Annotated in this window: 11 protein-coding genes and 2 pseudogenes; 8 read left to right on the forward strand and 5 right to left on the reverse strand. The window is 61.2% G+C overall.

Annotation, left to right across the window (positions count from 1 at the left end):
* Nucleotides 1–129 precede the first annotated feature (129 nt).
* From HX812_RS21040 to HX812_RS21050, 3 genes are all read left to right on the forward strand, one after another.
* Complete coding sequence (locus tag HX812_RS21040) at nucleotides 130–891, forward strand: PIG-L deacetylase family protein (RefSeq protein ID WP_038844636.1); 762 nt, start codon at nucleotides 130–132, stop codon at nucleotides 889–891.
* A gap of 189 nt (nucleotides 892–1,080) precedes the next feature.
* Complete coding sequence (locus tag HX812_RS21045; protein ID WP_038844638.1) at nucleotides 1,081–2,115, forward strand: alpha/beta fold hydrolase; 1,035 nt, start codon at nucleotides 1,081–1,083, stop codon at nucleotides 2,113–2,115.
* On the forward strand, nucleotides 2,115–2,594 hold the full coding sequence (locus HX812_RS21050) for a cytochrome P460 family protein (RefSeq protein ID WP_038844640.1): 480 nt from the start codon (nucleotides 2,115–2,117) through the stop codon (nucleotides 2,592–2,594). The genes HX812_RS21045 and HX812_RS21050 overlap by 1 nt, the downstream gene beginning before the upstream one ends.
* On the opposite strand, the gene HX812_RS21055 is transcribed toward HX812_RS21050, so the two are convergent.
* Nucleotides 2,567–3,964: an amino acid permease gene (locus HX812_RS21055; protein WP_038844643.1), complete on the reverse strand. Its 1,398-nt coding sequence runs from the start codon at nucleotides 3,962–3,964 to the stop codon at nucleotides 2,567–2,569. The two genes, HX812_RS21050 and HX812_RS21055, sit on opposite strands and share 28 nt — an antisense overlap.
* Before the next feature lie 58 nt (nucleotides 3,965–4,022).
* Nucleotides 4,023–5,057, reverse strand: coding sequence for a histone deacetylase family protein (locus HX812_RS21060; RefSeq protein WP_038844645.1), 1,035 nt, complete (start codon nucleotides 5,055–5,057; stop codon nucleotides 4,023–4,025).
* A gap of 121 nt (nucleotides 5,058–5,178) precedes the next feature.
* On the opposite strand from HX812_RS21060, the gene HX812_RS21065 reads away from it, so the two are divergent.
* The 3 genes from HX812_RS21065 to HX812_RS32260 all read left to right on the forward strand — a co-directional run bounded on the left by HX812_RS21065 (nucleotide 5,179) and on the right by HX812_RS32260 (nucleotide 9,683).
* A complete protein-coding gene (locus HX812_RS21065; protein ID WP_038844647.1) occupies nucleotides 5,179–5,670 on the forward strand; it encodes an Lrp/AsnC family transcriptional regulator in 492 nt (163 codons plus the stop codon).
* A 184-nt stretch (nucleotides 5,671–5,854) separates the two neighbouring features.
* Entirely contained in the window at nucleotides 5,855–8,023 is a 2,169-nt protein-coding gene (locus HX812_RS21070; RefSeq protein ID WP_038844649.1) for a TonB-dependent siderophore receptor, read from the forward strand.
* A 166-nt stretch (nucleotides 8,024–8,189) separates the two neighbouring features.
* Nucleotides 8,190–9,683 (forward strand): methyl-accepting chemotaxis protein, encoded by a 1,494-nt coding sequence (locus HX812_RS32260; protein WP_038844652.1) that lies wholly within the window; start codon nucleotides 8,190–8,192, stop codon nucleotides 9,681–9,683.
* Nucleotides 9,684–9,696: 13 nt separating this feature from the next.
* On the opposite strand, the gene HX812_RS21080 is transcribed toward HX812_RS32260, so the two are convergent.
* The gene (locus HX812_RS21080; RefSeq protein WP_038844654.1) at nucleotides 9,697–10,362 is read right to left on the reverse strand and encodes a TIGR02466 family protein; all 666 of its coding nucleotides are present in this window, start codon (nucleotides 10,360–10,362) and stop codon (nucleotides 9,697–9,699) included.
* Nucleotides 10,363–10,608: 246 nt separating this feature from the next.
* On the opposite strand from HX812_RS21080, the gene HX812_RS21085 reads away from it, so the two are divergent.
* Together HX812_RS21085 and HX812_RS32135 are read left to right on the forward strand one after the other, a co-directional pair.
* Nucleotides 10,609–11,946, forward strand: a complete 1,338-nt coding sequence (locus HX812_RS21085) for an MFS transporter (RefSeq protein ID WP_038844656.1) — start codon at nucleotides 10,609–10,611, stop codon at nucleotides 11,944–11,946.
* A 115-nt stretch (nucleotides 11,947–12,061) separates the two neighbouring features.
* Nucleotides 12,062–12,219: pseudogene (locus tag HX812_RS32135) on the forward strand (thiol-disulfide oxidoreductase); the annotation flags it as partial.
* Nucleotides 12,220–12,461: 242 nt separating this feature from the next.
* On the opposite strand, the gene HX812_RS21090 reads toward HX812_RS32135, so the two are convergent.
* Nucleotides 12,462–13,580 carry a saccharopine dehydrogenase family protein gene (locus HX812_RS21090; protein WP_038849685.1) on the reverse strand — a complete coding sequence of 373 codons (1,119 nt, stop codon included), beginning with the start codon at nucleotides 13,578–13,580 and terminating at the stop codon, nucleotides 12,462–12,464.
* A gap of 80 nt (nucleotides 13,581–13,660) precedes the next feature.
* Nucleotides 13,661–14,826, reverse strand: a pseudogene (locus tag HX812_RS21095) (MFS transporter).
* Between the last annotated feature and the right edge of the window lie 51 nt (nucleotides 14,827–14,877).

Genomic DNA, 14,877 nt, shown 5'->3' on the forward strand with positions numbered 1-14,877 from the left:
TGACGCCTTGCTGGCGTTCCAGGGTTGGAGCGTCATGCAGCCACTGCGGCGGAGCCTGTGGTGGATAAAAGAGTGTCGTCCCGTCAACGGGCCACGACCCAGCATCAATCGACAAGGATGTGACACCCCATGAAGCTTGCTTCCTTAAGCGACGGCCGTAGCGGCCCTGCGCAAATCTGGAACAGCGCCCCGCAGCTGGCGCAAATTCCCCCGATCACCCCGTCCTCACTGGTGCCGCCTGGCGCACGCGTGGTCATCATCGCGCCCCACCCCGGCGACGAAGTGCTGGCCTGTGGTGGCCTGCTGCAACTGCTCAGCACCTTGGAGCATCCCCTGCAACTCATCTCCATCACGGATGGCAGCGCCAGTCACCCAGGGTCCAACGTCTGGCCGGCCAGCCGCCTGAGCGTGGTGCGGCCCCAGGAAAGCGTCGAGGCCATGCGCCGCCTGGGCATGCCCCTGCACAGTTTGAAGTGGATCCGCGGTGGCTTCTGTGACGACGCCCTCGCCAGCCGCGAGCCGCAACTGAGTCAATTCATTGCACGCTACTTGCAACCGGGCGATGTGGTGTTCAGCACGTGGCGTAACGACGGTAATGACGATCACGACACCGTCGGGCGTGCCAGCGCCAACGCCTGCACCCTGGTCGGTGCGCAGCTGTATGAACTGCCGATCTGGGCCTGGCACTGGCCCGCTCGGGAAGGTGCGATCATCCCCTGGCAACGCGCACGCAAGGTGCGGCTGGACACCTGGACCGTGGCGCGCAAGCTCCATGCGGCGCACGCCTATGCCAGCCAATTGGCCGGTGACCCACAGATCGGCCTGGCGCCGATGCTTGCCCAGGTACTCTTGGAGAGAATGCGGGAACCCTATGAGATCGTGCTGTCGTAGGCCCCGGCTCGTCCATGCCGGTGGTTTCTGACAGAAAAGGCACGGTTCGCGCTGCATGTTTGTATCGCAGTGTGTACAGAGCCCGCTGCGATACACAGTCTTTAACTCAACGGGTTTCCTGAAACAGGCCAGATACAGCGCGGCGTTCAACTGGGCTCCAGGCACACAACAAGCCACAGGAGGCTCGCCATGCACACTCAGTTGACTCGCCGCTTCAAACGCCAATCCCTTTTCCTGGCCTTGGCCTTGTCACAATTCGGCATCCTGGGTGTGGCCCATGCCGAAATGCCCGAGGCGCCGACCCGCGCCGTCGCCAGCCCGCAAAGCGCGTTCGGCGCACTCAAACACGTCAAGGCCGGCCTGCTGGACGTGGCCTACGCCGAAGTCGGCCCGGCCACGGGACCGGTGGTGATCCTACTGCATGGCTGGCCCTACGACATCGACAGCTACGCCCAGGTCGCCCCGCTGCTGGCAGCCAAGGGTTATCGCGTGCTGATCCCCTACGCCCGGGGTTATGGCGACACCCGTTTCCTCTCGGACAAAACCCTGCGCAACGGCCAACCGGCGGCGTTGGCCAGTGATGTGATCGACTTCATGGACGCGCTGAAGATCAAGCAAGCCGTACTCGGCGGCTACGACTGGGGCGCACGTTCGGCGGACATCGTTTCGGCGCTGTGGCCGGAACGGGTCAAGGCGCTGGTGTCGGTCAGCGGATACCTGATCGGCAACCAGGCGGCGGGCAAGAATCCTTTGCCGCCCAAGGCCGAACTGCAATGGTGGTATCAGTTCTACTTTGCCACCGAGCGCGGAGCCGAGGGCTACCAGAAAAACACCCATGACTTCGCCAAGCTGATCTGGCAACTGGCTTCCCCGCAATGGAAGTTCGATGACGCCACCTTTGACCGCAGCGCCAAGGGCCTGGAGAACCCGGATCACGTGGCGATCACCGTGTTCAACTACCGCTGGCGCCTGGGATTGGTCCAGGGTGAGACGAAGTACGATCCTCTGGAGCAGAAACTCGCCCAGGCGCCGTCGATCGGCGTGCCGACCATCACCCTGGAAGGCGACGCCAACGGCGCCCCGCATCCTAAACCTGAAGATTACGCCAAACGTTTTACCGGCAAGTATGAATTCCGCCTGATCAACGGCGGCGTGGGCCACAATCTGCCCCAGGAAGCGCCCGAAGCGTTTGCCAAGGCGGTCATTGACGCGGATCACTTGTGATGAAGCGCCTGTGCATGGCTGCATTGGCCCTGGCGAGTTCGGCTGGCGCCTTCGCCGACAGCGCTCCGTCGCCCATCTACGGCGTGACCATTCCCGACGGCTACCGCCAGTGGGAATTGGTGGCGCCTGCTCAGGAGGCCGATCCGTTGAACGAACTACGTGTGGTGCTGGGCAACAGCGCGGCGCTCAAGGCTTACCGGGAGGGCAAGCTGCCGTTCCCGGATGGCACGGTCTTGGCCAAATTGGCGTGGAAACACGAACAATCGCCCGAGTTCAAGACCGCGTCCATCCCCGGCGCGGCGACCACGGTGCAGTTCATGGTCAAGGACTCGAAGAAATACGCGTCCACCGGGGGCTGGGGGTTCGGTCGCTTCATCAACGGCAAGCCAGCCGATGAAGCGCAGCACCAGACGTGCTTTGCGTGCCACCAGGCGTTGGTGAAGGATCGCGATTATGTGTTTACCAAACTGGCGCCCTGAACGCGTGAGAACCGGTAGGCGATCCCCAGCCAGATAAACCAGGCCGGCATCACGCACAGCGCCAAGCGTGTATCCGGCCGTAACGCCAGCAGACCCAGCACAAATGCGAGGAAACCCAGGGAAAACCAGGCCATCGGCACGCCACCGGGCATCTTGTAGGTGGACTTGGCATGCAGGTCCGGACGTTTCTTGCGGTAGGCGATGTAGGACGCCAGGATTGTCGACCAGGTGAAAATCACCAGGATCGCCGATACCGTCGAAACGATGGTGAAGGCGGTCATCACCTCCGGCACCACAAACAGCAATACCAGGCCTAGCAACATCAGCACGGTGGTAAACGCCAGGCTGATAAACGGCACGCTGCTCTTCGACAAGCGTCGAAAAATTCCCGGTGCATCCCCCAAGTCAGCCAGGCCGAACAACATACGGCTGGCGGAAAACACACCGCTGTTGGCCGAGGAGGCCGCCGAGGTCAGCACCACGAAATTGACGATGCCCGCCGCCGCCGGAAAACCCGCCACCAGGAACAACTCAACGAACGGGCTTTTGCTCGGCGAGACTTGCTGCCATGACGTCACCGCGATGATGCACGCCAAGGCCAGCACGTAGAACAGGATGATGCGCAGCGGGATCGAGTTGATCGCCTTGGGCAGCGTCTTCTCCGGCGCGCGGGTTTCGGCTGCAGCGGTGCCGATCAGTTCGGTACCGGCAAAAGAAAAAATCGCCATCTGGAACCCGGCGAAAAAACCGAACAAACCATTGGGGAACGCGGCCTGTTTGTCCAATAAATGGGTCAGCGATGCAGTGACCCCGGTGGGCGAGACAAACGAGCTGGCAATCAGCACCACACTCACACCGATCAAGGTCAGCACGGCAATGAGCTTGATGATCGCGAACCAGAATTCCACTTCGCCAAACAACTTCACCGTCAACACATTCAACGCGAACAGCGTGAGCAGCATGCCCACTGCCGGCATCCAGGCCGGCACATGGGGAAACCAGTACTGGAAGAAGCCACCTACCACCACCGCATCCCCCACTACCGCCACGCTCCAGCTCAACCAATACGACCAGCCGAGAAAAAACGCCGCACGCGGCCCCAGGTAGGCGCCGGCAAAGTCGGCGAAGCTCTTGAAGTTGAGGTTGGACAGCAGCAGTTCGCCCATGGCGCGCATCACGAAATACACGAACAGCCCGATGATCATGTAGATCAGGATGATCGAGGTGCCGGACAGCGCAATGATCTTGCCGGAGCCCATGAACAGGCCGGTGCCGATTGCACCGCCCATGGCCATCAACTGGATATGGCGGTTGCTCAGGGTGCGTTGCAACGCAGGCTTTTCATAAAGCCCGGACGTGGTTGTTTTCATCACAAAACCTCTTGTTATGTTTTTGAGTTTTGGCAGAAGAAAAGTCGACGGGTCGTTGTTATTGGCTGTTGCTTTCGAAACCGTGCAGCACGTTGACGGCGTTGATGCCGATTTCATCGACCATGTAGCCGCCTTCCATCACGAACAGAGTGGGTACGCCGACGCTGGCAATGATTTCGCCCATGCCGAGGAAGTCCTGGCTGTCGAGGAGGAAATGGCTGATGGGGTCGTCCTTGAAGGTATCGACGCCGAGGGAGATCACCAGCACCTCGGGCGCGAAGTCGCGCAGTTGCTGGCACGCATTGATCAAGGCGATTTGGTAGTGCGCCCAGGTGGTGTTTTTCGGCAACGGATAATTCAGGTTGAAGCCGTCCCCTGCGCCCGCACCGCGCTCACTGGCCGCACCGGAAAAGTACGGGTAAGAGACTGCCGGGTCGCCATGCAGGGAGATGAACAGCACGTCTGGGCGGTCGTAGAAAATATTCTGCGTGCCGTTGCCGTGGTGGAAATCCACATCCAGCACCGCCACGCGCTTGGCGCCTTGGGTAATGGCTTGCTCGGCGGCAATCGCGGCGTTGTTGAGGTAGCAATAACCGCCCATGTATTCGCGGGCTGCGTGATGGCCCGGCGGGCGGCACAGGGCGAAGGCGCTGTGATGCCCCTCGTCGATCAACGCCAGGCCGGTCAAGGCGATGTCCGCGCTGGTTTTGACCGCCTCCCAGGTGGTGCGGGTAATCGGCGAGCCGGCGTCCATCGCGTAGAAACCGAGCTTGCCGTCGATGAACTCCGGGACTTGATGGTTCGCCAAGTCACGCACCGGCCACACCAGGGGCAACGCGTCATGGCTGCGGCCAATGGCGGTCCATTCGGCCCAGGCGGTTTCGAGGAACGCTACGTAGCGCTCGCTGTGGGCGTTGACGTAACAGGCCCGATCGAAGCGGCGCGGTGTGACGATATCGCCCAGTCCAACCTGCCTGACGCGGTCACGCACCGTGTCGGCGCGGCTCGGTTGTTCGAATGAAGGTTTGAGCACGCCATCCTTCAGTTCAGTGCCGTGGTGCAAACGGTGGGCTTCGCTAAAAACAGTCAACATGGGTGGGCATCCGCCAGTAAAAGACAGGGTCTATTTTGTTCTGGCCACGCCGGGCTTTCTTTGCTTTTACTTACGGCACTGTTAGCTTTATCGGGAATATTTACCTCTGTGGCGCACAATTATGAAAAATAAAACCAGACAGGTCGCTCTTGATGACACCGATCTCGCCATCCTCGCTTTGTTGCAGGAAGACGCCAGTATTTCCAACGCGCAGTTGAGCGAACGCCTGTCACTGAGTCTCACCCCCTGCTGGCGTCGGCGCAAACGCCTGGAAGAGGAAGGCGTGATCAAGGATTACCAGGCCAACCTCGACCGCAAGATGCTCGGACTGGACATCATGGCGTTCGTCCATGTGCGCTTCGCGATCCACACCGATCACGCGCCGGATGCGTTTGAAGCGGTGGTGAAGGCGCTGCCGCAGGTGTTGTCCTGCCACAAGATCACCGGTGATGCGGATTACCTGTTGCAGGTCCTCGCGCAAGACCTGGACAGCTACAGCGAGTTTGTCGAGAGCGTATTGCGTCGGCAGTTGGGGATTGCGTCGATTCAGTCGAGTCTGGCGCTGAGGGAAGTCAAGGCGACGAGTCGCGTGGCGATTCCCCCGCGTGAATAATCGCCGCGCACGCCGAACCTTTATAACGGCGGCATGACGAACTGGCCTTAAACAGATGTGAAAAAATCATTAACTAATTCTCTTCAAAGGCTTTTTCCCACAAGCTCAAGCTGCCACACTGATGCGAATAATTATCAACATCTTTATTATTCGCCAGGGACGGCATTCGGGGAGAGTCAGTTCCATGTCTGTGCAACAACACGGCGGTAAAGGTTTTTCACCCAGTCTGATGGCGTTGGCCGTCTGTCTTGCAAGTTCAACGGCGGCCTTTGCCGCCGAGACCCAGGCACCCGCCGCCACCCTTGAACTGGGGACCACGCAAATCTCCGGCGAAGCGCAACTGGGCGAAACCACCGAAGGCACGCAGTCCTACACCACCGGCGCGATGAAAACCGCGACCAAGCTGCCGTTGACCATGCGTGAAACCCCGCAGGCCGTTACCGTCATTACGCGCCAACGCATGGATGACCAGGCGATGACCAGCATCAATGATGTGGTCAAAGCCACGCCCGGTCTGTTCCTCAACTTCTCCAGCGGTCCTGGCCGGCAGTCCTACACGTCCCGCGGTTTCGACATCGACAACCTGATGTACGACGGCATCCCCACCGGCTATAACGGCGTCTCCGTAGGCTCTCAGCCGAACCTGGCGATGTTCGATCGCGTCGAGATTGTGCGCGGCGCCACTGGCCTGATAACCGGCGCGGGTAACCCTTCGGCGGCCATCAACCTGGTACGCAAGCGGCCACTGGACGAACAAAAAGTCACCCTCACCGGCGCCGCCGGCAGCTGGGACGACTACCGTGGCGAACTCGACGCCTCCAGCCCCCTCAACGACAGTGGCACCTGGCGCGGCCGGGTCGTCACGTCCTACCGCGATGCCAACAGTTTCATCGACAACGCCGAGGAATATCACGGCCTGTTCTATGCCGTCACCGAAGCCGACCTGAGCGAAGACACCACCCTGACGCTCGGTTTCTCGAACCAGAAAGACAAGACCAACTATTTCTGGGGTTCGTCGATGGTCGGCCAGGATGGTCATCACCTGAACCTGCCACGGTCCTACAACCCAGGCACCGACTGGGAGAACAAAGACCAGGAAGTCAACACGGTATTTGCTGAACTGCGCCAGCAACTGGCCAACGACTGGAAACTGCAAGTCAACGCCAACTATGCCGAACAAAACGCATTGTTCTCCGGCTCCTACCAGTCACGTTGGGTCAATAACACGCTGGCGCGCACCGTCTACCAGGCGGCCTACGATGAAAACCAGGCAGGCGTCGACGCCTTCGCCAGCGGCCCCTTCCAAGCGTTCGGACGTACCCATGAACTGATCGTGGGCGCCAGCCGACGCATCTACGACATGACCACCCACAACTACAGCCCCTACAACCTCAACTGGCCGCTCACGGCGGGCAAACCGGACTTCGTCCACACCACCAACGACCGTGACGTCACCACCCAGGATGGGGTCTACGTCACCACGCGCCTGAACCTGGCCGACCCGTTGAAGCTGATCCTCGGTGGGCGCCTGGACTGGTATGACTACGATGCCCATGGCGGTGCCGACAACTCCGGCGACTACAAGGTCACGCGTAACCTCACCCGCTACGCCGGCTTGATCTACGACCTGGACGACCATCACTCGGTCTATGTCAGCTACAGCGACATCTTTACGCCGCAAAGCGCCAAGGACACCTCCGGCAACCCCGTCAAGCCGATTGTCGGTAAGAACTATGAAGTGGGCATCAAGGGCGAATACCTCGGCGGTGCGCTGAATGCGAGCGTGGCGCTGTTCCGCGTCGACCAGGAAAACCGCGCGGTGGATGTGGTGGTGCCTAACTGTCCGCAGGCCAGCTGCTCCGAAGCCTCAGGCGAAATCCGCAGCCAGGGTATCGACTTTGAACTGCAAGGCGCCCTGACCGAGAACTGGCAGGTCGGCGGTGGCTACACCTACGCGCGTACCCACACCATCAAGGATCAAGCCAACCCGCAGAACGTCAACCAGCAGTTCGACACCGACACCCCGGAACACCTGTTCAAACTGACCACTAACTACCACTTCCAGGGTGCCCTGGAAAAACTCCGCGTGGGCGGCAACGTCTCCTGGCAGAGCCGCATGTACAACGACTTCAAAGTCGCGGACGGCAGCACCTACCGCCTCAAGCAAGGCGCCTACGCCGTCACCGACCTGATGGCCGGTTACCAGGTCAACCAGCACCTTGACCTGCAACTCAACGCCAACAACATCTTTGACCGTCGCTACTACCAGTCCATCTCCAACTCCGTGAGCTATGGCGGTGATTCCTACGGCACACCCCGCAACATGATGCTGACTGCCAAATACAGCTTCTGATCGCGATCCGATCAACGGCTACCCGCCCGGGTAGCCGTTCCTCAAGTCCCGCCTTCTGATGCCGATAACCGCTTGGCATCACTGAATCCTATAAAAACCAAAAAACCCTGATTCGCTCCACCCTGCCCTCACTTTGATTCGGCCAGACCACATGGAGTAAGTGTGAATGCCCACCCGCGCGCGTTTTTTCGAGCATTACCGTAAAGCCGACCGCATCATGCTGGCGTTGATCTGGCTGATGTTCCTGTTCTCCCTGGGCCTGGCGCTCTGGCATGACACCCTGATTCAAGCGGCCATTGTCGGCGGTGGCACCAGCGTGGTGCTCACGGCGCTGTACCGAGCGATAGGCGGCACCCGCGTGATGCGTTGCGCCCTCGGCGCAGGCCTCATGGTGATGGCGGCGCTGCACATCAACCAGGCCCAGGGCGTGATCGAATCGCACTTCGGGATCTTCGCGCTGTTGGCGGTGCTGACGTTTTATCGTGACTGGCTGCCGATCCTGGTCGCGGCCGCCACCATCGCCGTGCATCACGTGGTGTTCCATGCCCTGCAACACCAAGGCTTCCCGGTGTTCGTGATGGAACATCACGGCGGCTGGACCATGGTGTTCGTCCACACGTTCTACGTGGTGATGGAAACCGTCGCCCTGCTCTACCTGGCCGTACACAGCCAGGCTGAAGCGGTCGAAAGCCAGGAAATGCTGGAGAAGATGCTCGCGGTCACCTCCCAATTCAGCGCGCAGACCACCCAAGGTGACGGCAAGGTGCATGTGTCCCTGGCCAAGCGTTTCGACCACTTCCTGCAACAGATCACACACCTGATCGACGGTGTCGCCCGCGACTCCCACGGCCTCGGCCAACTCGGCCAGGCCCTGGCCAGCGCCAGCGGCACCCTGGAAAAAGGCGCACGGCACCAGTTGGCGGAAATCACCCAGATGACCGGCTCGATGCAGCGCATGGAAGACGCCATGGGCCACATCGCCGTGCACGTCGAGCAAGCGGTGGACCACGCCGGCAAGGCCAGTCAACAAATCCAACGCGGCCAGGAAAGCGTCAGCCGGGCCCAGCAGGAAATCACCCAGTTGGCCTCGCGCCTCAACGGCACCCATGAAACCGTGCAGGGCCTGGCCGTGCAAGCCGAGCAGATCGGCAGCGTACTCGAAGTGATCAACAGCATCGCCAACCAGACCAACCTGCTCGCCCTCAACGCCGCCATCGAAGCCGCCCGCGCCGGCGAGCAAGGCCGTGGCTTCGCCGTGGTCGCCGACGAAGTGCGCAGCCTGGCGCAGCGCACGGCGGTGTCCACCCAGGAAATCAAGACCATCATCGAAGGCCTGCAACACGGCAGCCGCCAGGCCGTCGAAGCCATGCACGACAGTCGCCAAGGCGTGGAGCGTTGCGTGGAAGACAGCCAGGTCGCCGTCGACATGCTGCGCGCCGTGGGCAACGACATTGCGCACATCGACGACCTGAACGGCCGGATCGTGACCACCACCCGCGAGCAGACCACCGCGAACCTGGAGATTGTCGGGCGGTTGCAGTCGGTGCAGAGCATTGCGCAAAGCACCGCCAACGATGTGGAAACCCTGGCGCGCAGCAGTGAGCAGCTACCGCCGATTGCGGTGCGGTTGGATGCGTTGGGCAGACGCTTCCATCAGTGAACGTTCAGGGTCGTCATGTGCCGAAGTTGAACGCGATCGAGATCCGTGGCCGCGTGCCCTCAAAGCGTCGTACCGAGTGCATCAACCAGGACGGAAACATGATCAATGTCCCGCTGCTGGCGACACAGATGCTGCTGAAACCGGCAGTCAGGCAATCCTCGACCCGCATGCGCAAGGCGGGGTTGTAGGTCGAGGCAACCATGCCTCGCGGATCAACGAATTCCAGGTCGCCGCCGACGGTGGCGTCCTCTTCACGCCCCCCCGCATCGACCCAGTAAACACCTGACCAAAATGCGCCAGGATGCCCATGCAGCGCATTGCTGTGGCCCGCCTCGTTCACATTGGCCCACGCGTTGAGTTTCCACTCGAAACCGGGCTCGGTCAGTCCGAAGCCTTCGTGATGAACGGCGGTCAGCTCAGTGGCAAACCGCGTAGCAAACGCCACCAACGCGCTGCAGGCATCCCCACCCCACGCCTGAAAATCGTTCGCGGACTGCCAACCGCCATCGTTGCTGCGCTGAGCGCCAGACTGATCCTGCGCCATGCGCTGTGTGACCACCGATTTGAGCTCAGCGTTGAGCGTGTCTGCATTGGGGTATTGGATGCTGGCCAAAGGCGTTGTGAACAGCCGCCGGATGTTGATCAGCTCCGGATTCAACAGATTGTCGCTCGACTGCATGGGTTACTCATCATGTTTTGCCAGTAGCCACAAACCATACCGGCATCATCGATTCGGCGATGTAAACCATTGTTAAAGTCTTAACCACAGTTGCGCACAAGCGCCCCGCCTCACCTGGCCCAAATCCTGCCTTCACCACCACCAGCAAGTCGCTGCTGACTACGCGGACGACTCTTTTGGGCCCCGTCGCCCAACAGCCTGCCCCGATAATCAGTCATCCCCGCACCTATCCCGAGGCCTCCCCCCATGACGAGCCCATCCACCGAACAGGTCAGCCCCCAGACCTTGCGTAAGGTCATTATCGCCGCCGGCATCGGTAACTTTGTCGAGTGGTTCGACTTCGCCGTCTACGGTTTCCTCGCCACCACCATCGCGCAGCAATTCTTCCCCAGCGGCGATGCCAGCGCCGCGTTGCTCAAGACCTTCGCCGTGTTTGCCGTGGCGTTTGCCTTCCGCCCCCTGGGCGGGATTTTCTTCGGCATGCTGGGTGACCGCATCGGCCGCAAACGTACGCTGGCCATGACGATCCTGTTGATGGCCGGCGCCACCACCCTGATCGGCCTGCTTCCCACCTACGCAGCTATCGGCGTAGCGGCGCCGATCCTGTTATCGCTGATCCGCTGCGCCCAGGGCTTCTCCGCCGGCGGCGAATACGCCGGGGCCTGTGCCTATCTCATGGAACATGCACCGAGTGACAAACGCGCGTGGTACGGCAGCTTCGTGCCGGTGTCGACGTTTTCCGCCTTCGCCGCCGCCGCGGTGGTGGCGTATGCGCTGGAAGCGTCGTTGTCCGCCGAGGCCATGGGCAGTTGGGGCTGGCGCCTGCCATTTCTGATCGCCGCGCCGCTGGGCCTGGTGGGGCTTTACCTGCGCTGGAAGCTGGACGAGACGCCCGCTTTCCAGGCGGTGAAAGAGGAGCACACCGTGGCCCACTCCCCGCTCAAGGAAACCCTGCGCAACCATGGTGCGGCGATCTGCTGCCTGGGCGCTTTTGTGTCACTGACGGCGCTGTCGTTTTATATGTTCACCACTTACTTCGCGACCTACCTGCAAGTGGCCGGCGGCTTGAGTCGGGCGATGGCGTTGCTGGTGTCGCTGATTGCGTTGATCTTCGCGGCGGCGATCTGCCCACTGGCGGGGTTGTATTCGGATCGAGTCGGCCGTCGTGTCACCGTGATGACCGCCTGTGTGTTGTTGATGGTGGTCGTGTATCCGTCGTTCCTGATGGCCAGTTCCGGTTCGTTCGCGGCCTCCATCGTCGGCGTGATGTTGCTGGCGGTAGGGGCCGTGCTGTGTGGCGTGGTTACGGCCGCCTTGCTGTCGGAAACCTTTCCAACCCGCACGCGCTACACCGCCTCGGCGATCACCTACAACCTGGCCTACACGATCTTCGGCGGCACCGCACCGTTGATGGCGACCTGGTTGATCAGCACCACGGGTAGCAATCTGTCACCGGCGTTCTACCTGATTGCCGTAGCGTTGCTGGCGTTGGCGGGTGGGTTGGCGTTGCCGGAGACGTCGAGGATTTCCTTGCATTACGTGGGGCCGGAGGACAAAAGCACCGCGCCGGTGTTCTCGCGCTAAGTTCCAAAACAACGATGAGCAGTTGTGATAGCGCTGTGTCAGCCGATGATGCTTTTTGAAAGCTGCCAAGACAGTTGCTCCCACAGTTGGGCGCTGTTGTGGTTGAAATTGCGCGTGGCGTCCATTGCTGTTGTTGCGCATCATCCCGCGCGGGCTGCGGGATTGGGCTACGACCGCATCGCACGCAATCGCTATCGGATTTTCGGGCGGTACGACACTTGCCTGTTGTCGCATCCAGACCATGAGCGGCGTTTCTTGAAGGCACCGCTATGAGTAATGCCGGTCAGTTAAGGGAACCAAAGACGTCCACCCTCTTGTGGTGAGCGGGCTTGTCCCGCGCTGGGCTGCGAAGCAGCCCCATTACTGCAGGCCCATTTCAGCCTGACGAAACGCGACGTCTGTTTTTAGGGCCGCTTCGCGCCCCAGCGCGGGACAAGCCCGCTCACCACAGAGGCCGCATTGCCTTGACTGACTGGCATTGGCCGCAACGATGATTAGTTGAGCGGCGTGGTGCGCTAGTCCGAGAACCGTACAGACAGACTCAGGTTCGCCGGGTCGTTGATGGCGGCCATGTACTCGTCGACGGTAATCTCACCGACGCACGGTCGCGCGCCGGGTTCGGGCGAGTAGCCCTGGGCGTTCTTGACAGCCAGCGCAACAGCAGCGCAGCTGGGGATTTCCGGGCCTTTGTCATTCAAGGCCGTCAATTGCACGGCCAGTGACAAGGGTTGGCCGTCAGCCCCCACGCCCTGCACATCGATGTACATCGCGCTTTTACCGTCGCCAAACCGTTCAAACCAAGTGCCCAACCGATGCAGCCGCGCGGCCCAAGTGACATGATCACGCACGATCCCCAGCCGCCGAGCCTGGGCCAGTAACCCGTTGGCGACGCCACCCAGTTTGAGCCCCGCGCCCGCCTTGAAGCGCAAGGTGTGGGCGCCGTAGCGGCTGGCGAAAATATCCATGTCCGGCACGTCCACGTTGGCCAGCACTCGCGTGCCCAGTCCAGGCATTTTGCGCAGCGTCAGGTCCTGCCAACCCAGCACTTCTTGTACCTGGCCATTCCTGAGTTGCTTGATGGGTTTGCCCGCGTAGGCCAGCACCCCTTCGATCGTCGACAGGCCCGGCATCTTGGCCGAAGAGGAAATGCCATGCTCGATCGAGTCGATGCGCGTAAAGCGCGACCGGTACTGGTCGATGAGCGCCGATGACAGTGTCGGCACCGAACTGCAACCACTGAGAATGGCCACGCCCGCCTGCTTGGCCTGCGCATCCAGCACGCCTACGCCATTGACGAAGGTGCGGCAGTCGGACAGGTCGCAGTAGTTCACACCCGCCTCGATGCAGCTCAGCGCAACCGCATAGGACTGCCCCTGGAACGGCCCGCCGGTATGAATCACTAACTGGATGCGCCTGGACTGTAAAACATCCGCGAATCCCGCCCCCATCGCGTCGCCGCACCAGCCTTCGCACACCGTGCCGGGCTGCGCGTTCAACGCGTCGAGTTTGCGCTGTAACTTGCGTGGATCACGGCCCGAGATTACCAGCTCAATGCCCGGTGCTACCGCCAGATGTCGGCACACGATGCTGCCGAAATTGCCGTAGCCGCCGATCACCATCACCCTGAGTGCCATGCCCGTCTTCCCTGAACCATCGATCATGCGCTGCGCCTGCAACAGGCTGGCAGCTGAGGCGGCCAACGATACTCGATTTCCTAAACCGCCGCAGCCATGCGAGTCCTGGAACTCCAGGCGAAGCTCACGACCATCAGCAACCCCAAGCCCGCCATTGCGGCGCCGGCCAGGGAAATCGCCGGATAGCCCAGCCCTGCGTTGATCACTGCGCCACCCACTGCTGCACCAATCGCGTTACCGAAGTTGAAAGCGCCGATGTTCACGGCCGAGGCCAGGTTCGGTGCATCCTTGGCCGCTTCCATCACGCGCATCTGCAACGGCGGCACGACGGCAAAGCTGGCGATACCCCAGATCAGAATGCTCACCGCCGCCGGAATCGGCCAGCGCATCAGGAATGCAAAGGCCAGCAGGACCAGGATCAGTGCGCTCAGCGAGACGATCAGGGTCCGGTCAATCGAACGGTCTGCCGCCTTGCCGCCCCACATATTGCCCAGGGTCAGCCCGACGCCAAACAGCACCAGCATGGCCGTGATAAACGGGGTAGACGCATGGGTCTCATTGCTCAGGATCGGCGCGATATAGGTAAACACGGTGAACATCGCACCCGAACCGACCACGGTCAGGGCTAGCGCCGCCAGTACCGAACCACGCCCCAACACCTTGATTTCGGCCAGCACGCCGTCGCTTTTCGGCAGTGGCAGGTTAGGCAGCGCAACCACAGCGCGAGCATGGTCACCAGGCCCAATCCGCCAATGCCCCAGAACGCCGTACGCCAGCCAAGCAGCTCACCAAACCAGGTCGCAAGCGGCACACCGCCAATGGTCGCCAGGGTCAGGCCCATAAACATCGCGGCGACGGCTCCGGCACGCTTGTCCGGCGCGACCACACTGGCCGCGACGATGGAGCCGACGCCAAAAAACGCACCGTGGTTGAGTGAAGTGATGACGCGGGCGATCAACAGGTCGTAATAGCCGGTGGCAAGCGCCGACATCACGTTACCCAAGGTGAAAATGGCCATAAGCCCCACCAGCAGATAGCGCCGGGGAATCTTGCCGGTGGTCAAGATCATCAGGGGCGCGCCGAGCAGCACCCCCAGGGCATAGGCGCTGACCAACAGCCCTGCAGTGGGAATAGACACGCCAAGGTCATTGGCGATGGTGGGCAACATGCCCATGGGCGCGAACTCAGTGACGCCAATGCCAAAGGCACCGACGGCAAGGGCTACAAGGGGTGGATTGATACGCATGGAAGACTCCTCATTTATGCCGCAAATGCTACGATCAACGCTTTAACGGCA

The organism is Pseudomonas sp. IPO3749, assembly GCF_013386605.1.
Classification (GTDB): Bacteria; Pseudomonadota; Gammaproteobacteria; order Pseudomonadales; family Pseudomonadaceae; genus Aquipseudomonas; species Aquipseudomonas azotoformans_A.